The organism is Ralstonia sp. 22111 (assembly GCF_052045895.1).
GTDB lineage: Bacteria > Pseudomonadota > Gammaproteobacteria > Burkholderiales > Burkholderiaceae > Ralstonia > Ralstonia wenshanensis.
Window position 1 is genome coordinate 323266 of sequence record NZ_JBQEPR010000001.1, and the last position, 19836, is coordinate 343101.

The 19836-nt window shown below is 64.0% G+C and carries 18 protein-coding genes; 7 read left to right on the plus strand and 11 right to left on the minus strand.

Annotated features, from left to right (window positions below; genetic code table 11):
* Window positions 1-8: 8 nt before the first annotated feature.
* Window positions 9-911 (minus strand): polyphosphate kinase 2, encoded by a 903-nt coding sequence (gene ppk2, locus ACTJK4_RS01525; protein WP_232041438.1) that lies wholly within the window; start codon window positions 909-911, stop codon window positions 9-11.
* Window positions 912-1153: 242 nt separating this feature from the next.
* Between ppk2 and ACTJK4_RS01530 the strand changes: the two genes are divergently transcribed.
* Window positions 1154-2353, plus strand: coding sequence for an AVRPPHE avirulence protein (locus ACTJK4_RS01530; RefSeq protein ID WP_440815541.1), 1200 nt, complete (start codon window positions 1154-1156; stop codon window positions 2351-2353).
* 27 nt (window positions 2354-2380) lie between these two features.
* Here the strand turns inward: ACTJK4_RS01530 and ACTJK4_RS01535 are convergent, their stop codons facing one another.
* Window positions 2381-3238, minus strand: coding sequence for a 23S rRNA (adenine(2030)-N(6))-methyltransferase RlmJ (locus ACTJK4_RS01535; RefSeq protein ID WP_343619819.1), 858 nt, complete (start codon window positions 3236-3238; stop codon window positions 2381-2383).
* Window positions 3239-3298: 60 nt separating this feature from the next.
* A complete protein-coding gene (locus tag ACTJK4_RS01540) occupies window positions 3299-4732 on the minus strand; it encodes a CoA transferase (protein ID WP_440815545.1) in 1434 nt (477 codons plus the stop codon).
* 107 nt (window positions 4733-4839) lie between these two features.
* Here ACTJK4_RS01540 and ACTJK4_RS01545 point away from each other — a divergent pair, with 107 nt between their 5' ends.
* Entirely contained in the window at window positions 4840-6072 is a 1233-nt protein-coding gene (locus tag ACTJK4_RS01545; RefSeq protein ID WP_440815548.1) for a citrate synthase family protein, read from the plus strand.
* Window positions 6073-6088: 16 nt separating this feature from the next.
* Here ACTJK4_RS01545 and minE read toward each other — a convergent pair whose 3' ends face one another.
* The 3 genes from minE to minC are packed head-to-tail and all read right to left on the minus strand — an operon-like array spanning window position 6089 to window position 7989.
* Entirely contained in the window at window positions 6089-6343 is a 255-nt protein-coding gene (gene minE / locus ACTJK4_RS01550; protein WP_147214336.1) for a cell division topological specificity factor MinE, read from the minus strand.
* A 12-nt stretch (window positions 6344-6355) separates the two neighbouring features.
* Entirely contained in the window at window positions 6356-7174 is an 819-nt protein-coding gene (gene minD / locus ACTJK4_RS01555) for a septum site-determining protein MinD (RefSeq protein ID WP_232041433.1), read from the minus strand.
* 44 nt (window positions 7175-7218) lie between these two features.
* A complete protein-coding gene (gene minC / locus ACTJK4_RS01560; RefSeq protein WP_322016957.1) occupies window positions 7219-7989 on the minus strand; it encodes a septum site-determining protein MinC in 771 nt (256 codons plus the stop codon).
* A 343-nt stretch (window positions 7990-8332) separates the two neighbouring features.
* Between minC and ACTJK4_RS01565 the strand changes: the two genes are divergently transcribed.
* From ACTJK4_RS01565 to ACTJK4_RS01580, 4 genes are all read left to right on the plus strand, one after another.
* Complete coding sequence (locus ACTJK4_RS01565; protein ID WP_440815552.1) at window positions 8333-10399, plus strand: bifunctional 2',3'-cyclic-nucleotide 2'-phosphodiesterase/3'-nucleotidase; 2067 nt, start codon at window positions 8333-8335, stop codon at window positions 10397-10399.
* Window positions 10400-10411: 12 nt separating this feature from the next.
* Window positions 10412-11215: a tetratricopeptide repeat protein gene (locus ACTJK4_RS01570; protein ID WP_440815555.1), complete on the plus strand. Its 804-nt coding sequence runs from the start codon at window positions 10412-10414 to the stop codon at window positions 11213-11215.
* A 155-nt stretch (window positions 11216-11370) separates the two neighbouring features.
* Window positions 11371-12450: a fimbrial protein gene (locus tag ACTJK4_RS01575; protein WP_440815558.1), complete on the plus strand. Its 1080-nt coding sequence runs from the start codon at window positions 11371-11373 to the stop codon at window positions 12448-12450.
* A gap of 190 nt (window positions 12451-12640) precedes the next feature.
* On the plus strand, window positions 12641-13654 hold the full coding sequence (locus tag ACTJK4_RS01580) for a fimbrial protein (protein WP_440815560.1): 1014 nt from the start codon (window positions 12641-12643) through the stop codon (window positions 13652-13654).
* Window positions 13655-13668: 14 nt separating this feature from the next.
* Here ACTJK4_RS01580 and ACTJK4_RS01585 read toward each other — a convergent pair whose 3' ends face one another.
* The 4 genes from ACTJK4_RS01585 to ACTJK4_RS01600 form a co-directional block, all read right to left on the minus strand.
* Entirely contained in the window at window positions 13669-14646 is a 978-nt protein-coding gene (locus tag ACTJK4_RS01585; RefSeq protein ID WP_440815563.1) for a 2-dehydropantoate 2-reductase, read from the minus strand.
* Between the two features lie 4 nt (window positions 14647-14650).
* Complete coding sequence (locus ACTJK4_RS01590; RefSeq protein WP_260803603.1) at window positions 14651-15475, minus strand: class II aldolase/adducin family protein; 825 nt, start codon at window positions 15473-15475, stop codon at window positions 14651-14653.
* A 120-nt stretch (window positions 15476-15595) separates the two neighbouring features.
* Complete coding sequence (locus tag ACTJK4_RS01595; RefSeq protein ID WP_260803602.1) at window positions 15596-16543, minus strand: DUF2272 domain-containing protein; 948 nt, start codon at window positions 16541-16543, stop codon at window positions 15596-15598.
* Between the two features lie 144 nt (window positions 16544-16687).
* Window positions 16688-16966, minus strand: a complete 279-nt coding sequence (locus tag ACTJK4_RS01600; protein ID WP_004628548.1) for an HU family DNA-binding protein — start codon at window positions 16964-16966, stop codon at window positions 16688-16690.
* A 638-nt stretch (window positions 16967-17604) separates the two neighbouring features.
* On the opposite strand from ACTJK4_RS01600, the gene ACTJK4_RS01605 reads away from it, so the two are divergent.
* Entirely contained in the window at window positions 17605-18144 is a 540-nt protein-coding gene (locus ACTJK4_RS01605; protein ID WP_322016948.1) for an SET domain-containing protein, read from the plus strand.
* A gap of 16 nt (window positions 18145-18160) precedes the next feature.
* Here the strand turns inward: ACTJK4_RS01605 and ACTJK4_RS01610 are convergent, their stop codons facing one another.
* Window positions 18161-19834 (minus strand): sensor histidine kinase, encoded by a 1674-nt coding sequence (locus ACTJK4_RS01610; RefSeq protein WP_440815568.1) that lies wholly within the window; start codon window positions 19832-19834, stop codon window positions 18161-18163.
* Window positions 19835-19836 lie beyond the last annotated feature (2 nt).

The window sequence follows — 19836 nt, forward strand, 5'->3', positions numbered from 1 at the left end:
ACGCCGGATCAGTACACGTTCGGGACGATCATCTCTTCCGGCACCGGGTGGCGGATGTACTCGGCGTGGTGCACGCGCTCGGGCAGCAATACCGGCGGATGCGGCACCGGGTGATAAGGCACTTGGCCCAGCAGATGGTGGATGCAGTTCAGGCGCGCGCGCTTCTTGTCGTCGGCCAGCACCACCCACCACGGCGATTCGGGGATGTGCGAGCGCTCCAGCATCGCCTCCTTGGCCTGCGTATAGGCTTCCCAGCGGCGGCGGCTCTCCAGATCCATCGGGCTCAGCTTCCACTGCTTGAGCGGATCATCGATGCGGCTCTGGAACCGCACTTCCTGCTCTTCGTCCGTCACCGAGAACCAGTACTTGACGATCTGGATGCCCGAGCGCACGAGCATCTTTTCGAACTCGGGCACGGAGCGGAAGAACTCGTCGTATTCCTCGTCGGTGCAGAAACCCATCACACGCTCGACGCCGGCGCGGTTGTACCAGCTGCGATCGAACAGGACGATCTCGCCGGCGGCGGGCAGGTGCGCCACATAGCGCTGGAAGTACCACTGCGTACGTTCGCGGTTGGTGGGAGCGGGCAGTGCAGCCACGCGGCACACGCGCGGGTTCAGCCGTTGCGTGATGCGCTTGATGGCGCCGCCCTTGCCGGCGGCATCGCGCCCTTCGAAGATCACCACCAGCCGGTGGCCAGTCTCGATCACCCAGTCCTGCAGCTTGACCAGCTCGCCCTGCAGGCGGAACAGCTCGCGAAAGTACATGCGCCGCGTTTCGCGCGCTTCGTCGCTGATGCCTTCGCCGCCACCGAGCAGGTGGTCGTCGATTTCCATCTCCAGCTCTTCGTCAAGCGTGTCGAGGAGGTCTTCCTGCAGGCGCGCCTGGCGGGCTGCGTCGCGTTCGCTCATGGTGTGTTGCTCCTGCCGATCTTGCGGATATTGCCGATGTTGCCGAGGGGGGGGCGCTGCGCATGGACAACGCAGTGCAAGTCTAAGCCCGACTAGGTAGCACGGGCATGTGGCAGGGGAGTGACATGGCTGCTTCGCCCATCGCGCCAGGTTTTCGGCTCCCGCCGCTATTGCCGGGCAGCACGCCCGTAATCTGCCTGCGCCGCCGCGTATCCGGCGGACCACAGGAGCTGGAGCTGCCCATGCCGTCCCCATTGCGATCGATCCTAAGCTGCCTCCGTCCGACGCCGCCGGCTGAAGAACACGCCTCCACATCAACCAGCCGCCCGGCCGATCCGGCCGCCCACGCGCCACGCCGTGCGCCAGTGACGTTGCAGGGCTTGGCCAGCTTTGCTGCCCAACGCATGCGTGAGCGGCAGGTCGAGATCAAGGCCTTGGAGCCCGATACGCGCAGGGCGCTGTCCGATGGCGAATGCCAACTGGGCGGTTATGTACACGCGCGGCAGACCGACGGCCGCCCCGTTGAAGGCCGACAACTGGACCGGCTCGTGCGCGCGAACGAAACCGTCATGGAGACCCGCCAAGCCCTGTCGCATGGCCGCGGCAATGTCGTCGACGATATCCATGACAGCAACGGCCAGAGCACGATCCGGGCGGTGGCCGGCCGTGTCGTGAGGACACAGCTTCGATCCAACTACGGTCCAGGGGTCAGCATCGCGGCGAGCGCCATGGCGGCGCAGGCCGGCAACTGCGGCGAACATGCCAACGTGGCGGCGTTTCTGCATGCCGCCAAGCTGGGCAGCGGCGAATACGCGTATGCCGTGGGCAGCACGACAATCGACCACCGCTGGGCGCAATGGCACGCCGCCAGGGGGCGCGACCCCGACCACGACCTCGTCATGGACCCGTGGGGCAAAGGCCCCGCCATTTTCGCGGTGGATGGTGAGTTTGCTGGCGGCGAGCGCGACGTCGGGATCGAGCGCGAATACGACCAGAGTACGGGTGCCAAGGCCCATGCGGACATGAGCGAACTGCAGCGCGATCACCACCAGCAGATGCAAACGAATCTGCATGTGGCGATGGAGCATCTGGGCCCTGATTTCCGGCTTCGGGACGGTGCAGTCTTTGCCGTCACGCCGGTCATCTCCAGCGAATTCGCAGCACGCGTCAGCCAGAAGATGTCTGCAGCACCGGACGCTGCCAAGTTGGCACCGAAGAACCGACGCCTCGTGCGGCAGGCGAAGGAACGGATACGCACCGGTGAACCCCGGATGGCACCGTTGCGTCAGGAAATCCATGCCACGCAAACGGCGCGGACCTTGGGCGCAAGCGGCGTACGGGAAGTCACGCAGGCGGCTGCTCGCATCGCCCAGGTTGCCGCGGATCTGGAGAACTATCCGCTGGCATCGCATCCGGCGCAGACCGCGCCCGAAAATCTCTAGGCGTACGGCCCGGCCGAGGCGGCCGCGTCAGCTCGACTCGCCTTCCAGCATGAACTTGGCGCCGTCGTCCTGGCCGAGCAGGCGCACCAGCGTGGGCATGGCTTCCTGCAATTGCGCCTTCAGCGTCCACGGCGGGTTGACGATGAACATGCCGCTGCCGTGCAAGCCCAGGCCACCCTCGACCGGGTGCCTGACGGTGAGCGTGACGTGCAGCCAATCCTTGGGGCGCAACTGCTTCAGGCGCGAGGGAAACTGCGCGGCTTCGCGCCGCTGCACAAGCGGATACCAGACCGCATACATGCCGGTGGCGAAGCGCTGCAGGCTGTCCTGCAGCGCGTGCACGGTGCGGGCGTAATCCTGCTTGTCTTCAAACGAAGGGTCGATCAGCACCAGCGCGCGGCGCGGCGGCGGCGGCAGGATCGCCTTGATGCCGGCAAAGCCATCGCCGTCGTACAGCATGACCTTGCGGCCTGCACCGCGGAAGTTGTTGGACAGCACCTTGATTTCGGAGCTGTGCAGCTCGAACAGGCGCAGGCGATCGGCGTCGCGCAGCATCTGCCACGCCAGCCACGGCGAGCCGGGGTAGTGCCTGAGTTCGCCGTTGGGGTTCAGCTCACGCACCCGGTCGAGGTACGCATCAAGCAGGGGCGGCAGCGTTTCGCCCGCCTCAGCCGCGCGCCACAAGGGGCCAATGCCTGTATCGAATTCGGCCTTCTTCTGCGCCCATTCGTGGTCCAGCGCGTAGAGGCCGGCACCGGCGTGCGTGTCGATGTACCAGAACGGCTTGTCCTTCTGCGTGAGGTAATCGAGCATCTGCACAAGCACGGCGTGCTTGAGGACATCGGCGTGATTGCCGGCGTGGAAGGCGTGACGGTAACTGAGCATCGGCGGGCCATGTGCGCCCGGAGTATCAGGCGCGGGCAGAGAAAACGGTAGGCGCGAATCCTACCACCGCGCGGGATGCGTCCCCAGGGGCACGCTCGGCAGCGTCCAGTGCGGCGGCGTGTCGGAGAGCTGCCCCGCGTGGCGCAGCGCCGTGAGCGCGCCAAAACCAGACGGCGACGTTTCCAGATACGCACCGATATCTTCATAGCGCGGGTCGGCCGCATCGAACCCGTTGGCCATGCGGCCGAAGCTGCGCAGCCAGTGCGCCGTCTGGGCGAGCGACACACGCACGTGCCAACTGCCGCCTTCTGTCATGCGGCGTGCGAGCGCAGTCATGGCGCCAGCCGCCATCAGGTAGCCCGCGCCGTGGTCGAGTGCCTGTGCGGGCAGCGGGCGTGGCTTGGCATCGCTGGCCGCTTGCGCTTCGGCCCAGTTGAAACCGCTGGCGGTCTGCACGAGCGAATCGAAGCCTCGGCGATTGGCCCAGGGGCCGTCATAGCCGTATGCGCACAGGCTCACGTAGACGATGCCGGGGCGCAGCGCGGCAACCTGCTCCGGACCAAACTCCAACGCAGCCAGGCCACCGGGCCGATAGCCCTGCACGAAGATATCGGCGTCGCGCAGCAGCGTGCGGAGTTGGTCGGCACCGGCCGCATCGCGCAAGTCGAGCTGCGCAGAGCGCTTGCCACGGCCGGTGTCGATCACCAGCGGTGGGATGGCCGGCAGATGCGGCGCCGTAACGAGCAGCACATCCGCCCCATGCGCTGCGAGCGTCCGGCCGCAGACGGGCCCCGCAATCACGCGCGTGAGATCCAGCACGCGCACGCCCGAGAGCGGACGCCCGTCGGCATGCGCAGGAAGCTGCCGCGATGGCGCATCGCCAATGCGTTCGATCGTCATCAGCGGCTGGCTTGCGACGGCAATGCCTTGCGGGTGCGCGTCCCACTCTTCAAACGTGCGCGCAGCGGTGACGACCATCCCCGCCTGCGCGGCCGCCTCTTCAAACGCTTCGGCCTGCCATTGGTTCAACGCGGCGGCTACAGCGGCCCGGTCATACGCGCAGCCGAGCAGCTTCAGCACACCGTCGCGGTGATGCGCAAAGTTGGTGTGCAGGCGCACCCAGCGGCCATCGCCGCAGCGATAGAGCCCAGCGATCTTGTCCCACGGTTCGGGCGGTAACTGCCCGTCGACACGGAAGTAGCGCTCGGAGCGAAATTCCAGCGCGGCATGATGCATGTCGACCGATACGGTCTGCTGCCTTCCGCTGCGCAACGTGTCGACCTGTGCGGCCGCCAGTGCAGCGGCGGCAATGGTGCTCTGCGCCAGTGTGCCCACGGCAAACGACGACGGCAGCGCCGGCTCGGCGCCCGTGAGCGTGGCGCGCGACAGCACATCGGCCGGCTGACCGAGCACGGTCCACAACTGGCCGAGTGCGCTTGTGGCGCTGACAGTCTGCATGGAAGGATCAACCACATCAGCAACGGGTGACGGCATGGCGGGGCTCCGCGAGCGAGGTGCGCCCATTACAGTCCTGTGCGGCCGATAGCGTCAACATTGACTAGACTGATCAACCTCGATTGCCGCCCACCGCATCCGGCCTGATGACCACTTACCTCAATGCCGCCGAAGCCGCCGAGCGCCTGCGCGTCTCGCGCCCAACGCTGTACGCCTATGTGAGCCGCGGACTGCTCGCGGCGTACCCGTCGCCCGACGGACGCGCCAGCCGCTACCGCGAGGCCGATGTGGCACGGCTCGCAGATCAGCGTTCCGGCGGACGGCGCCCGCGCCAGGTGGTGCGCCATGCGCTGGACTGGGGCCTGCCCGTGATGGAGTCGGCCATCACGCTCATCGATCACGGGCAGTTGTTCTACCGCGGCATGCCGGCTCTGGAACTGGCCAAACACGCCACGCTGGAAACCGTGGCGGCGCGGCTGTGGCAATGCGAAGAAGCGGCCGCCTTCAACACGCCCGCGCCGGTGTTGCCGAAGAGCTGGTACGCGGCGCTCACGTCGCTGGCATACGCAGACATCCGCCAACGCTGCATGGCGCTCTGCGCGCTTGCCTTGCCGGCGCTGGATGAAGCCGCGTGGCGACAGGACGCTGCACGCACGGCGCGCGATGCCGGGGCGCTGCTGCGCGTCGTATTTGCCGCCATGCTCGGTCGCAAGCCGGATGCCGCGCCCGTGCACCTGCAATGCCAGGCGGCGTGGAATGTTGACGCGCACGCCGCCCAGGCCATCCGCGTCGCCTTGGTGCTGTGTGCCGATCACGAACTCAATGCCTCGAGCTTTGCGGCGCGCGTGGTGGCATCGACCGGCGCCAGCCTGGGCGCCGTGGTCAGCGCCGGGCTGGCCGCGCTCACCGGTGGCCGGCATGGTGGCACCACGGCGCGCGTGGAGGCCTTGCTGAGCGAATTGGAAAGCGAGCGCTCCGTGACAACGGCATTGCGCCGACGGCTGGATCGCGGCGATACGCTGCCGGGCTTTGGCCACCCGCTGTATCGCAAAGCCGACCCGCGCGCGGATGCGATCCTAGCGCAGTTGCCGAAGACGGGCGCGGTGCGCAAGCGGCTGCAAACCGTGATGGATGCCGTGGCCGGATTGACGGGCGATGGGCCATCGGTGGATTTCGCGCTGGTGGCCACCCGGCGTGTGCTGGCGCTGCCGGAAGGTGCCGGCTTTGGCCTGTTTGCAGCGGGGCGTACGGCAGGGTGGATTGCACACGCGCTTGAGCAGCGCGCGGCAGGGCAGCTGATCCGCCCGAGAGCCGCCTATGTGGGGCCGATGCCAGCCGCGCCGGACACACCGGCGGGCCGCATCATTCGCGTGAGGTAACGACGCAGGCCGAGGGTCAGGCCTGCGGAATCTCGATCTTCACCTCCAGCACTTCCAGGTTGTCCTGGCGCTCGAGGTTGACCTTGATGTCGTCGTTGCCGATCTTCACGTATTTGGAGATCACCGCCACCAGCTCGCGTTGCAATGCGGGCAGGTAGTCGGCCGGAGCACCGCCGCCGGTGCGTTCATGGGCGAGGATGATCTGCAGGCGTTCCTTGGCAACGCTTGCAGTCTTCTTCTTCTCGCCCAGCAGGAAAGACAGAATCGACATTGAGGCGTCTCCTTACTTGCCGCCGCCGAACAGGCGCTGCAGAAAACCGGGCTTGTTGTACTCGACGTAACGGAGTTCCTTTTCCTTGCCCAGGAAACGGTCGATCACGTCGTGGTAGGCGTTGGCCACGTCCGAGCCCTCCAGGTGGATGGCGGGCAGGCCCTGGTTGGATGCCTGCAGCACGGCTTCCGATTCCGGAATCACGCCGATCAGCTTGATGCGCAGGATTTCCTGGATATCGCTCAGCGACAGCATCTCGCCTTCGGACACGCGCTTCGGGTTGTAGCGGGTGAGCAGCAGGTGTTCCTTGATCGGCTCCTTGCCTTCCACCGCGCGGCGCGACTTGGACGACAGGATGCCCAGGATGCGATCGGAGTCACGCACCGAAGACACTTCCGGGTTCGTCACCACGATGGCCTCGTCGGCAAAGTACATCGCCATCAGCGCGCCCGATTCGATACCGGCCGGCGAATCGCAGACGATGTATTCGAAGCCCATTTCCTTCAGGCCTTCGATCACCTTCTCGACCCCTTCACGCGTGAGCGCATCTTTGTCGCGCGTTTGCGAGGCGGGGAGGATGAAGAGGTTTTCGCACTTCTTGTCCTTGATGAGGGCCTGGTTCAGGTTGGCCTCACCGTGGATCACGTTGATCAGGTCATACACGACGCGGCGCTCGCAGCCCATGATGAGGTCGAGGTTGCGCAGGCCGACGTCGAAGTCGATGACGGCGGTCTTGTGGCCGCGCAGCGCAAGGCCGGCAGAGAACGCCGCACTGGTGGTCGTCTTGCCGACGCCGCCCTTGCCGGAGGTGACTACGATGATCTTGGTCATGGCTCGTATATCGAAAAGTTAAATCGCTCGGCGCACGGGGTGCGTCACTTCATCCGCAACGGTTCGAAAACCAGCGTGTTGTCCGCGAGCCGGACCTGCGCAGGCTTGCTGGCGTAGGCGTCGGGCCACGGGGTTTCGCCGGTGCGGTAGATGCCGGCGATGGAAATCAGTTGAGGCTCCAGGCACGTGCAGAAGATGCGCGCGTCCAGGTTGCCCTTCACGCCTGCCAGCGCGCGGCCGCGCAGCGAGGCATACACGTAGATGTTGCCCTCGGCGATCACCTCGGCGCCGTCGCTCACCAGGTCGAGCACGACGAGGTCGCCGCGCGCATAGATGCGCTGGCCGGAACGCAGGGGGCGATCGACGATCATCGTGCCGGGCTGCATGGCCACGGCATCGACGGGCGGAACGGCGGGGGAAGGGACAGGGGCTTCGGCGGCCTGGGCGTGCTCGGGCGCATCCTGTGCGTCCTTGCCGTCCTTCTCACCGCGCGGGCGGCGGCCGTGGCTGTCTAGCAGTGGCAGACCAAAGGCCTGGGCCCACTCGGCCTGCTCGGGGCTGGCCACCACGCCGATCGCATGGGCACGCAGCGCGGTCAGGGTCTCCACCAAACGGTCGATGGGCAGGCGCTCGTCTTCGGCCAGGCGGCGGACATCGATGGCGATCACGTCGTTGGAGAAAAACTCCGGTGTGTCGGCAAAGCGTCGCGTGAGTTCGGCGGCCAAGGCGTCCATGTCGGCGGTGCGCGGCGACAGCAGCAGGGCATCGACGGTGCCGCTGCGGATCTCGAACAGCGGCGCTTTCTTCTGGGACATAGAACGGCTACGCGGAAAAATGGGCTCATTCTAACGTTGTTGACGAAACGCCTTGGATTTTTTGGCCCCGCCGCTCCGCCATCCGGCTGAGACCCGCAACCGGCGCTGTTCTCCACGCTGCCGAGGCCACGCGTAAATGTCATGCGACGGTCACAGCATCGTCATGCACGCTTTTGATACTTCTCCGCTTCTGTGCCCCCCGGCCCAGTCTGTTGTCCTCTCGCGTTGCGCAAACGGTTCCCCCGATTCTGCGTGCGCGTCTGCGTGTCATTCGCTTCATCAGCAATTCGCATTCAGCAGTTCGTAGTTCGCAGACCAAAAAATAAACTTCAGGGAGAAGTTCATGCGAGTCCGACCGTTGTGTTCGGCGGCGTTGCCGCTTGCTGTTGTGTTGTCGATGTCGTTGGCTGCCTGCGGCGGCAGCGGCGATAGCCCATCCACCGGCAGCGCCACGCCTGCCGCCAGCGCCGCCCCTGCAGGCACCAAGGCCACGCTGGCCGTGCTGGAAACGACCGACCTGCACACCAACGTGCTGTCGTACGACTACTTCAAGCTCGCGGCCGACAACTCGCTCGGCTTCGAGCGCGTAGCGACGCTCATCAACCAAGCGCGCGCGCAGTTCCCGAACACGCTGCTGCTGGATAACGGCGACACCATCCAGGGCACCGCGCTGTCGGACTACCAGGCCATGGTCAGCCCCGTCACGTGCGACCAGACGCTGGCGATCTACAAGGTGATGAATGCCGCCAAGTACGACGGTGGCGGCATCGGCAACCACGAGTTCAACTACGGCCTGCCGTATCTGTCGCAAGTTACGGGCAATACGTTCAACGTTGATGGCCTGCCCGATCCGGCCACGCAGAAGAAATGCGCGGGCCCGAACTTCCCGCAGGTGCTGGCCAACGTAATCAGCGCCAAGACGAATGCGCCGCTGTTCCAGCCGTACACGATCATCACCAAGACGGTGACGGCCACGGCGCCGGACGGCAGCACGATCAGCGCGCCGGTCAAGGTCGGCATCATCAGCTTTACGCCGCCCACCATCACGAGCTGGGACAAGCGCTGGCTTGACGGCAAGGTCTACACCGTCGGCATCAAGGAGACCGCCGCCAAGTACATCCCGGAAATGCGCGCGAAGGGCGCCGATCTGGTGGTGGCGATTTCGCACGGCGGGCTGGATAACTCGACGTATTCGCCGACGATGGAAAACGGCAGCTGGTGGCTGTCCACCGTGCCGGGCATCGATGCCATGTTGATCGGCCACTCGCACCAGCTCTTCCCGGATGCGAAGAGCACCGTGAGCCAGTTCAACCTGCCGGGTGTGGATAAGGTGGCCGGCACCGTGAATGGCGTGCCGACCGTGATGGCGAACTACTGGGGCAAGCATCTGGGCGTCATCAAGCTCGGCCTGACGTTCAACGGTACGAACTGGGCTGTCGACAAGACGCAGACCACGGTGGAAGCGCGCTCGATCCAGAACGCTGACAAGACCTACGTAGCCGCTGATCCGACGGTTTCGGCCGCCATTGCCACCGAGCACCAGGCGACGATCAACTATGTGAAGACGCCGGTGGGCAGCACCGACTTCAACATGAGCACGTACTTTGCCGACGTGGGCGACCCGGGCGCGATCGAGATCGTCAACCAGGCGCAGGCCGATTACGTGTCGGCGTACATCCAGGCGAACCTGCCGCAATACGCGTCGCTGCCGGTGCTGTCGGTCAGCGCGCCGTTCAAGAGCGGCTTTGGTGGCGGTACGGATTTCACCGACGTGGCGGCCGGCCCGCTGGCGATCAACAACGCGGCCGACCTGTACCTGTATCCGAACACGGTCTACGCGGTGAAGGTGGCGGGCTCCGACATCAAGAACTGGCTGGAGACGGCGGCCAAGCGCTTCAACACCATCGACCCGACGCAAGCGACGGTGCAGAAGCTGGTGAGCACGTTCCCGGGCTACAACTTCGACATGTTCACCACGCCGGACCTGACGTACGAGATTGACGTCACGCAACCGGTAGGCAGCCGCATCAAGAACCTGATGTACAAGGGCGTGGCGCTCGACCCGGCAGCGCAGTTCATCGTGGCGACCAACAACTACCGTGCTAGCGGCGGCGGCAATTTCCCGGGCCTGGACGGCAGCAAGACGATCTATGCGTCGCCCGATGCCAACCGTGACGTGCTCATCAGCTACATCAAGAAGATCGGCAGCGTGAAGCGCGCCACCAACGGCTCGCAGCGCAGCTGGCGCTTCACGAAGCTGGCCAGCTCGGTGGCGCAGGTGCAGTTCACGTCGGCGCCCAACAAGTTGGCCAGCGCCACGGCCGCCGGCATCACCAACGTCACGCAGGTGGCCGCGGATGACGGCTCGGGCAAGGGCCTGGCGGTGTACCAGATCGACCTGACGCAGTAAGAGGACCACGCCATGCCTTCTCTTCGTTCTGCATGGGCCGGCGCACCGGCGATGGAATCTCCGCGCCAGTCGGTGCCGATGCTGACCGTAGCTGCCGCGCTGGCGGTTGTCGTGATGGCCGGCGGTTGGTTGTCGCACGCACGCCAGGCGCCCGCCGTGGATGCCACGCAGCTGGAATCGTGGCGCGCGATGGTCGTGCAAGCGATGGAGCCCGAGGCGCTGCAGAGGTTGCGTCAGCTCGCGCGCAGCGGTTCAGTGCCGGCGCAATCCGCGTTGGGCGAAGCCTTGCTCGGCGCGCACGACAGCGCTTTGCGTAACGAAGGGATGCGCTGGCTGGAAACCGCTGCACCGAGCGATGCGCGCGCGCAGTTGTCGCTGGGCAAGGCGCTGCTGCTCGGCACCGGCGGGGTGGAGCGCGACTACCCGCGTGCGCTGCGCTTGCTACGTCAATCTTCCGACAAGGGCGACGCTGCGGCCGCGTACTACTTAGGTGTGATGTATCGCAGCGGCTACGGCACCACCATTGACACGGCGCAGGCTGCACACTGGTTTGATCGTGCCGCGCGCCATGAGATTCCGGCCGCGATGTTCATGCTGGCCAATGCATATCGTGAAGGCGATGGCGTGCCGCGCGATGAGGCCCGTGCGCTGGCGCTGTACCAGGACGCCGCTGAACACGAATTGCCCGAAGCCGTGCAGGCCTTGGCGATGGCGTATCAGAACGGCGAACTCGGCCTCAAGCGCGACGATGCGGCGTATCACCAGCAGTGGATCGAAACGGCGCATGCGCTGAAGCATCCCGCGCTTGCGCCGTAAGCATCACCTTCACTTCTTCTCGGCTGTTCTGATCAACGCGATCCTCGCTGTCGTGGCGATGGATCGCGTTGGTCTTTCTAACCAGCAGACCGCTTCACCTTGCCCTGCCGCCGTTGATATGCGCACGCCATGTCTGCAACAGCTGAGTTTGCAGAATGGGACAAATCCTATCCACAGACATTGGATCACGTGTTTTTATGTTGCCCGACGATAACGAACCGGAGCAACACATGCGCGTATGGTGCGCAAGGCTGGCAGCGGGCCTCATGCTAACCGCTGCAAAGGGCGCTTTTGCCTTCACTTGCACCACAGTCTCGACCAGTACCACCATCAAGCCGACTACGATCTCGGTGCAGCGCGACCTTCCGGAGGGTGCACTCATTACGCAAGTGGTGTCGGATGTGGTGAACACCTTCAAGTGTTCCAATGAAGCGCCTGCGTTGACCTACCAGGAAGCCGGCATCAAGGCCTATGGCACCTACCTGAAAGACATCGATGGCAAGCGTGTCTACAAGACCAACATTGAGGGTGTTGGCTATGCCATCGGCATCAGGATGGTGAACGGATGTGCTGCAGGCTTGGAACGCTGGGTCAACGGAACGAACAAAGAGAACCCCAACCACTATCTCTACTGTGCGATCAACGGCATGTTCACCGCGCAACCCATGCAGCATAAGGCGTTGATCAATTTCTACAAGACAGCAGCTAGCACGGGAACGGGCACGGTGTCGGGCCAACTGGTTGGCGCCTTCATCCTGAAGAACAACCAAAGTTACTGGCAGACCGAAGCGCAGTTCAGCATTGGCTCCGTCGCAGTGGAAAAGCTGTCGTGCACCTTGGGTAGCGCGGCAATCAATGTTCCGATGGGAGGTGTTCCTGTCAGCGCGTTTAAGGGACCGGGCACGTCGCCGCCAGAGGGCCGCACGAAGAGCTTCGGTATTCCGTTGACGTGCCCGAAAGGCGCCAGCATCAACCTGCAACTTGACGGCACGGCACATGACGCCACGCAAGGCATGCTGAAGTTGGACAACGACGCCTCAAGCGCCACGGGCGTGGCCATCCAGATGCTCTATGACGATAAGCCCGTGGAGCTTGCCAAGCGCTTCAAGTGGCAGACAACCGACGCCGAAGGTACGTATTCGATCCCGCTCAAGGCGCGGTACGTACAAACGGAAAACAGCGTCGTCCCCGGTATTGCCAACGGCAGCGCGACCTTTACGCTGACGTATCAATAAGTCGGCGCGGCAGGCTCACTCAAGTTGCGATTAGCGTGCGTACGCCACGCACGCTGATTTCCCTCCTACCCAGGTTTTGATACTGCCCTGATCTGCGCCTCGCGTTAACGCCAAAACAAGAAGGTTCCTACATACACGCCAGGGCTCACGTGCTTCCATTCACTGTTCTCAATCATGACGGGAGTAGGACGTGCGCATTGGATACCGGAGCTTTTTGACTGCGTTGATGTGCCTCGCTGCGGGCAGTGCCCTTGCGTACACGTGCGAAACCGTTACGAGCAGCACCACGATTCAGCCGAAGGACCTTGCGATCCAGAGAGACATTCCCGTGGGGAGCGTCATTGCAGAGGTGGCATCGGACATCGTAAGCACCTTCAAGTGCTCCAACACCGAGCCGAAGCTACCTTGGCAAGAGGTCGGCATCAAAGCATATGGAACATACGTTGCCGACTTCGACGGCAAACGCGTCTATAAGACGAATGTTGATGGAATTGGCTATGCCGTTGGCATATCGACCCCGGGGGGCACATGGGATGCATGCGCCAACGTAACGCGCTGGGTCACCGGTTCGAACACCGACAACCCGAACCACTACGTCTACTGCGCGGTGAACGGGATGTTCAGCGCGCTGCCAAGGCAAGGCAAAGCGTTGGTTCGCTTCTACAAGACGGCCGCAACCATCGGCGCCGGGTCAGTGTCAGGAAAGCAGGTCGGCTCTTTCATCCTCCGCAACAACAAGACTTCTTGGCACACGCCGGAGTCCACCATCAATATCGGCGCATTCAAGGTCGATGTCATGTCGTGCACGGTGAGCAGCAAGTTGATTCCGGTGAAACTTGGCGACGTGCCCATTAGTGCGTTCAAGGGGCCGGGCACTTCGCCCCCGGGCCGAACACAAGCGTTCAACATTCCTCTGAACTGCGGCAAGGGTACGAGCATCAATCTGCGGTTGGACGGTACTGCACATGACGCCGCGCAGGGCATGCTGAAACTGGACGCGGCCGCCACCAGCGCCACGGGCGTCGCAATCCAACTTCTCTACGATGACAAGCCGTTGGAACTCGCCAAGCTATTCAAATGGCAAGTGGCAGATACCGATGGAGACTACGCGATTCCCCTCAAGGCGCGCTACGTGCAAATCGACAACAGCATCGTGCCCGGTGTTGCCAACGGCAGCGCCACCTTTACGCTCACGTATCAGTAACCCGGCCCGGTGGTTCAATAAAGCCCGCGGGTCTGGGCGTGCAGTCGCACCAGTCCCAGAAGTGCATCGATCTGCGGCGTCGGCACATCTACGTGCTGGCCGATTTCCCGCACCGACGCCACCAGCGCATCGATCTCCAGCGGCCCGCGACCGGCTTCCGCATCCTGCAGCATCGACGTCTTGAACGCGCCAAGTTGCCGCGTGACGGCACTGCGTTCTTCACCGCTCTGTTCGATCGGGCAGCCGATGCGCGCACCGATTGCCTTCGCTTCTTCCATGATGGCCAGACAGAACGCACTCACCTGCGGGTCGTCGAGCATGCGGTCACATGTTGCTCCGGTCAGCACCGACACGGGGTTCATGGTCATGTTGCCCCACAACTTGAACCAGATGTCGCACTGGATGGCCTCGCTGCGTTCGATCTGCAGACCGGCGCGTTCAAAGAGTGAGCCAACTGCATCGAGGCGCGGTGAAGTGCCGCCCGCAGGTTCGCCGAGAATCAGTCGCTTGCCGAACCCGTGGCGCACGTGCGCGGGTGCAGCCGTCGAGCACGTCAGATGCACCACGCAACCGAGCACGTTCCTGGTTGGTATCGCCTGCGCGATACGGCCGTGCGGATCGACCGATTGCAGGCGCAGACCTTCCAGCGGGCCATGTCGATCAAAGAACCACCATGGGACGCCGTTCATCGCCACCACCACACAGGTCTCGGGGCCGATGAGTGGGGCGATGGTTTGCGCCACGCTTTCCATGGCGGGCGCCTTGACAGCAACGACCACGACATCCTGCACACCGAGCGCACGCGCATCGTCACTCGCGTGCACCGGCACGGTTCGCGTATTGCCGTCTTCGGTCAAGCGCAGCCCCTCGGCTTGCAGCGCTTGAAGCGTCGCGCTGCGGGCCAGCACGTTGATAGGTTGATCGGACAGCGCGAGTTTCGCGCCAAGATAACCGCCGACCGCGCCGGCGCCGACAATGCAAATACGCGTCATGTGATCAGGTTCGGTAGGAAGGATCGATGCGGTCGATGGTGCGGGTGAGCGCCGCGAACACGTCTTCGCCCGCGCCAAAGTTCGGGTTGAACTGCAGTGAATCGCGCGTGCAGTTGCGCGCTACCGCCTCGGGTATCTCCAGCACCGGTCCCATCGAAGTGGAAGCGAGCTGGATCTCGCACGCGCGGTTAAGCAGCCACAGCACTGCAAACGCCCGCGCAATCGAATCGCCCCAGGCCAGCAGTCCGTGGTTGCGCAGGATCACGGCGGGCTTGTCACCGATGTTCTTCACCAGGCGTGGCCCCTCGTCTGCATGCACGGTGATGCCTTCGAAGTCGTGATACGCCACCTTGCCGTGCAGTTGCGCCGCGTAAAAGTTGCTGATCGACAGACCATCGCGCGCGCAGGCCACGGCCATGCCGGCAGTCGTGTGCGTGTGCATAACACAATGCGCACCGGCAATGCCCGCGTGAATGGCGGCATGCACGGTAAAGCCGGCCGGGTTGACGGGCCAGTCCGGCTGTCCCGCCGCGCGCTGCACATTGCCCTGCAGGTCGATCTTCACGAGGTTCGACGCGCAAACCTCGGCATAGGTCAGGCCAAACGGGTTGATGAGGAAATGCGGGGCGCCATCGTCTGCGCTGTCATCTTCGGCTGGGAGGCGCAGCGTGATGTGGTTGTAGATCAGTTCGGTCCAGCCGAGCTGCGCAAAGATGCGGTAGCACGCCGCCAGCTTTACGCGTGCGGCCCATTCGCGTGGGCCACACCAGGCTGGGCGATGCGCCTGGATGTCCGATCCGGCGTCGGGTGAAAGCGAAAGCACCGTCATGACCTGTCTCCTGATCGCAGAGGCCATGCGCCGGTCGGGTTGCCGGCGCTCAAGTGATTCACATGTTAATGAATTTGCGTCCGGCGTCAAACAACGTTACATCCGTTGGCTCGCTCTCTGCTAGGGCAACTGGTTACGCAAAATCACCAACCACTGCATGACCGAGTTCGTGTACGGATCGAGCTGGTTGGCGTCATTCAACTCGGTGATGCTCATCGACGCGGATTGCTGCACGTTGCCGCCAATCGATTTCACTTCATGGCGCACGGGGTCCACCTCAACGACGAGGTCGCAGTGCATCGGCGTTCTGCCGGCCTGGATCTCGGCCGGGTCCGTCATGAAGCGATCTGCGCCGCGTGCGGTGCAGATTAGGTCGCCGGGGCGCGGGACGGCTGGCGTGCGTTCGAGTACGAAGGCGGGATGCTTGAGCAGATGGTCGCGCGCGTCGGTCACGTATTCCGCATGCGTGGCGCCGGTCAGGAACTGATCGTTCTGCAAGCCGGCCTTGCGCATGATCCACGAGATGAACACCGCAGACCACGCCCAGCCGCCGGTGGTCAACTGCTGGCAGGTCGGTGTCTTGCCGACGATGCCCCAGTAGCGCTTGGCCAGCATACAACCCCGTGCGGTGGCTTCACCGCCTGTGCCATCCGGATAGCGCAGGCAAGGCGTAGGGGGCGGTACCGCTGGCGTGGCAACGGTATTGGGCAGCGGCATGTCGGTGCCGCTTTCTTCATCCGACGGGGCAGGCGTGGGGTCGTCGGCTGTCAGCCAACGGCCTTGCGGCTGGTCGGGAAAACCACCGCCGGCCACGCAATACGTATCGTCACGCCCGACGCGCACCACCTGGCGCCCCCACCGATCCCATTCGGTCAGGGCAATCTCGATCATCTTTTCGCGCGGCGTGGCACCGGGGCGCGTCTGCACGACTTCGTTGTCGGGCAGCGGTTCGGCTTGCGGGCGCGCAGGCGGCGTCGCGCAACCGGCAAACCAAAGGACCGGTGCGATCAGGACGATCGGCAGGGCAATACGCAGAGCGAGCGAATTGCGCAGGAAAGGGCGGGACATGGAAGAGGGAGAAGGGATGGCCTGACGGGGAGACAGGCCTTCCGACGTGGTACGCCAATGCTGCGGTCGATTCACGCATGCAGCGGCATGCCGCGTCGTTGGCGCTCACCAGACCGGCTGGCTGCGCCGAGGGCTGTCATTGCATCAGGCGTTGACAGCGTCCTTGAACTTCTGGCCGGCCTTGAACTTGACCGTCTTGGCCGCCTCGACCTTGATTTCTTCGCCGGTGCGCGGGTTGCGAGCCATACGCTCGGCACGCTCACCTTGGCTGAAGGTACCAAAGCCGATGAGGCTGACCGCATCGCCCTTGCCAACGGATTCCATGATGGCTTGCAGCGTCACGTTCAGTGCCTGCTCGGCCTTGGCCTTGGTCAGACCGTCTACGCCGCTGGCGATGGCGTCGATCAGTTCGGTTTTCGTCATTGCTTGACTCCCTTCAAGAGTAGATAAAACACACAACAGAGCGTCCGGGGGATGGCTCCAAGGGCGACATGATACCGGCATGCGAACAGCGCCGGCACGTGAGCTTTGTAACCGCGCCCGGCATCCGGGTTCCGCAAACCCGCATGGGGCCTACGTTGCGAGGCGATCCCATCACATCACATCATTGTTGACACTTGATGATCCGGTTTGCGATTGGCTTGTTGGCTCGTCGATAGGTTCGACGCAAGTCGATTGGTTGGTTTACCTTTTTTCTTATGTATACAGATAGTAGTAGTAGATAACGGTGGATAGTTTCTGTGGATAAGTGGGAAAAGGGCTTTGGGTTCAAGCACTTGCGGCAAGCAAAACAGGGGGTACCGCGTGTGCCCTCAGGTGGATAGCTTGCTGCTTTTTCCGATCGCCCGACTGGCAACCCGGTCACTTGTGCCCACACCGTCGACAGGGCAGCCACAGACAGCCAACAGCCTTTGCCGGTAGTTATCCACAGCTGCAGGCTAAGTTATCCACATTGGCCGGGTGGCATGGGGTTGCTGCAAGTGTCGAGAAGCCATGCTTTTGGTGTAGGCTCACGGCTTCGTTGATCGACGTTTTTGTTTCGCTTTACTGCGCCATTTCCCATGACACGCACGTCTCCTGATGCCACGCCGGCTCTGGCTGAGTCCTCGCCCGCGCCGGAAGCTCCGGCCAAATTGCGCCGCCGCGACCGCATCGAGGTGCGCGAATCGGGCGTGCATGGTCGCGGCGTGTACGCCGTGGTCGCCATCGCACGCGGCAAGAAGATCATCGAATACAAGGGCGAGCACATCACGTGGAAGGAGGCGTTGCGCCGCCATCCCCATGACCCGTCCGACCCGAATCACACGTTTTATTTCAGCCTGGAAGATGGCAGCGTGATCGACGCCAAGTACGGCGGCAACCGCGCGCGCTGGATCAACCACGCCTGCAAGCCGAACTGCGAGGCGCGGGAAGCGGATGGCCGCGTGTTCATTCACGCCCTGCGCGACATCGAAGCCGGCGAAGAACTGTTCTACGACTACGGCCTCGTCATCGAGGGCCGCCAGACCAAGGCACTGAAGGAACAGTTTGCGTGCCGCTGCGGCGCAAAGAAGTGCCGCGGCACGATGCTGGCGCCGCCTGATAAGCGCAAGAAGAAATAAGCCGGACGACCGTCGTTCAGACAGATTCACCTGCTAGCGGCAGGCGTAACACGAAGCGCATCACGCGGCTGCCATCACGCGCGGTCGCATCATCAATGGCGACGGTGCCGCCGTGCAGACGCACGATGTCGTGCACGATGGCCAGGCCCAGGCCGCTGCCTTGCGGCTGCCCCGGGCGGTGGTCCGCATCCCCACGGAAGAAGCGCTGAAACACTTCACCGCGCCGCTCCTGCGGAATGCCGGGGCCGTTGTCTTCGACACTCACCACACCCCACCACTGGGACGCCGCGTCGGCCTCCATGCCGGCGCGCAAGGTCACGCGTCCGCCGGCCGGCACGTATTTGATGGCGTTGTCGAGCAGGTTGTTGATGGCCTCGCGCAGCAGCACCACATTGGCCAGCACCGGCGCCTGCAGGGAACCCGGTGACGTCGCTTCCTGCGGCCAGGCCTCAAAGCCCAGATCCAGCCCCCGCGCAAGCGCGCGCGGCACCCACTCGGCACCGGTATCGAACGCGAGCGAGACAAGATCGACCCGCATCGGTTGGCCTAGCTGATCGAGCGTCATGCCCGATTCGGCACGCGCCAGCGTCAGCAACTGGTTGGACAGACGCACCGCGCGGTTCGCACCCGATTGCAGCTCCAACAATGCGGGCAGGGCATCGTCCAACGTCTTGGCATTGACCGCGCGATCGGCGTGCAGCTTCAACGCGGTGAGCGGCGTGCGAAGTTGATGTGCAGCGTCTGCGATGAAGGTGCGCTGCGCTTCGAGTGCGTCGCGCAGCCGGGCCAGCAGCGCGTTCATCGCGTTGATGAGCGGTTGCAGTTCGGCGGGCACGTGTTCCGCTGATTCCGCGGGCAGCGGCGTCACCGATCGTGCGCTCTGCTTGTTGAGTGTGTCGGCCAGCGTCTGCAACGGCTGCAGTTCTTCCTTGAGCACGAGCGAGAGGATGAGCCCCCCGATGGCCAGCAGCACGATCAACGGAATGGATACCGACAGCAGCACTTCCTTGGCGGCGGTATCGCGATGGTCCAGCAGCTCCGCCACTTCCACGACGATGCCGTCTTCGGCCTTCATGGTGTCGGGCGGATTGGATGGATTGAGCGCCGGTGCCGTCTGCGCCTGTGTGGGCGCAAGCGCCGGGCGCGTGACGTCGTCTTCAGGTTCGGGCGGCACAGGCTGGCGCGGCGAGCGCGGCTTGGGCACCTCCGCGCTTACACCCGGAACGAGCAGATGGACGGCGCGCACCTGTTTGCCGTCGATCCAGCTGTAGAACACGCGCGCATCGCCAATGCGCACCTGACCCGAGCCGTAGCCCAGCGGCGTGTCGCGCCCGACCAGCGTGCCCGTGGGGCCGGAAATGCGCCAGTAGATGCGGTCGTCGCCGCTGTTCTGAACGAGCGTCTGGGCGGTGAGGGCGATGTCGTAGAGCTTGGCCGCCGGCACCTTCGGGCCAGCAATGCGCAACTGTTCGGCCAGCGTGTTGGCCACGCCCACCAAGGCGCGATCGAATACCTGGGCGGTGTAGTGCGCCGCCAGCCAATACGCCAGCGCACCGGTACCCACCACCAAACCAAACAACGGTGTCGCCAGCGCACGCAACAGATGCAGGCGCAGGCTGATTGCACCGTTGCCACCCTTGGCCGGAGCTGATGAAACCGACGACGAGGCAGGGCGGTGGCGCTTGAACATGA

Excerpts from the sequence above, each read along its gene's own strand:
- ppk2 (WP_232041438.1), bottom strand. The coding sequence starts at position 911 with ATGAGCGAACGCGACGCAGCCCGCCAGGCGCGCCTGCAGGAAGACCTC.
- ACTJK4_RS01530 (WP_440815541.1), top strand. The coding sequence starts at position 1,154 with ATGCCGTCCCCATTGCGATCGATCCTAAGCTGCCTCCGTCCGACGCCG.
- ACTJK4_RS01535 (WP_343619819.1), bottom strand. The coding sequence starts at position 3,238 with ATGCTCAGTTACCGTCACGCCTTCCACGCCGGCAATCACGCCGATGTC.
- ACTJK4_RS01540 (WP_440815545.1), bottom strand. The coding sequence starts at position 4,732 with ATGCCGTCACCCGTTGCTGATGTGGTTGATCCTTCCATGCAGACTGTC.
- ACTJK4_RS01545 (WP_440815548.1), top strand. The coding sequence starts at position 4,840 with ATGACCACTTACCTCAATGCCGCCGAAGCCGCCGAGCGCCTGCGCGTC.
- minE (WP_147214336.1), bottom strand. The coding sequence starts at position 6,343 with ATGTCGATTCTGTCTTTCCTGCTGGGCGAGAAGAAGAAGACTGCAAGC.
- minD (WP_232041433.1), bottom strand. The coding sequence starts at position 7,174 with ATGACCAAGATCATCGTAGTCACCTCCGGCAAGGGCGGCGTCGGCAAG.
- minC (WP_322016957.1), bottom strand. The coding sequence starts at position 7,989 with ATGTCCCAGAAGAAAGCGCCGCTGTTCGAGATCCGCAGCGGCACCGTC.
- ACTJK4_RS01565 (WP_440815552.1), top strand. The coding sequence starts at position 8,333 with ATGCGAGTCCGACCGTTGTGTTCGGCGGCGTTGCCGCTTGCTGTTGTG.
- ACTJK4_RS01570 (WP_440815555.1), top strand. The coding sequence starts at position 10,412 with ATGCCTTCTCTTCGTTCTGCATGGGCCGGCGCACCGGCGATGGAATCT.
- ACTJK4_RS01575 (WP_440815558.1), top strand. The coding sequence starts at position 11,371 with ATGGGACAAATCCTATCCACAGACATTGGATCACGTGTTTTTATGTTG.
- ACTJK4_RS01585 (WP_440815563.1), bottom strand. The coding sequence starts at position 14,646 with ATGACGCGTATTTGCATTGTCGGCGCCGGCGCGGTCGGCGGTTATCTT.
- ACTJK4_RS01590 (WP_260803603.1), bottom strand. The coding sequence starts at position 15,475 with ATGACGGTGCTTTCGCTTTCACCCGACGCCGGATCGGACATCCAGGCG.
- ACTJK4_RS01595 (WP_260803602.1), bottom strand. The coding sequence starts at position 16,543 with ATGTCCCGCCCTTTCCTGCGCAATTCGCTCGCTCTGCGTATTGCCCTG.
- ACTJK4_RS01600 (WP_004628548.1), bottom strand. The coding sequence starts at position 16,966 with ATGACGAAAACCGAACTGATCGACGCCATCGCCAGCGGCGTAGACGGT.
- ACTJK4_RS01605 (WP_322016948.1), top strand. The coding sequence starts at position 17,605 with ATGACACGCACGTCTCCTGATGCCACGCCGGCTCTGGCTGAGTCCTCG.
- ACTJK4_RS01610 (WP_440815568.1), bottom strand. The coding sequence starts at position 19,834 with ATGTTCAAGCGCCACCGCCCTGCCTCGTCGTCGGTTTCATCAGCTCCG.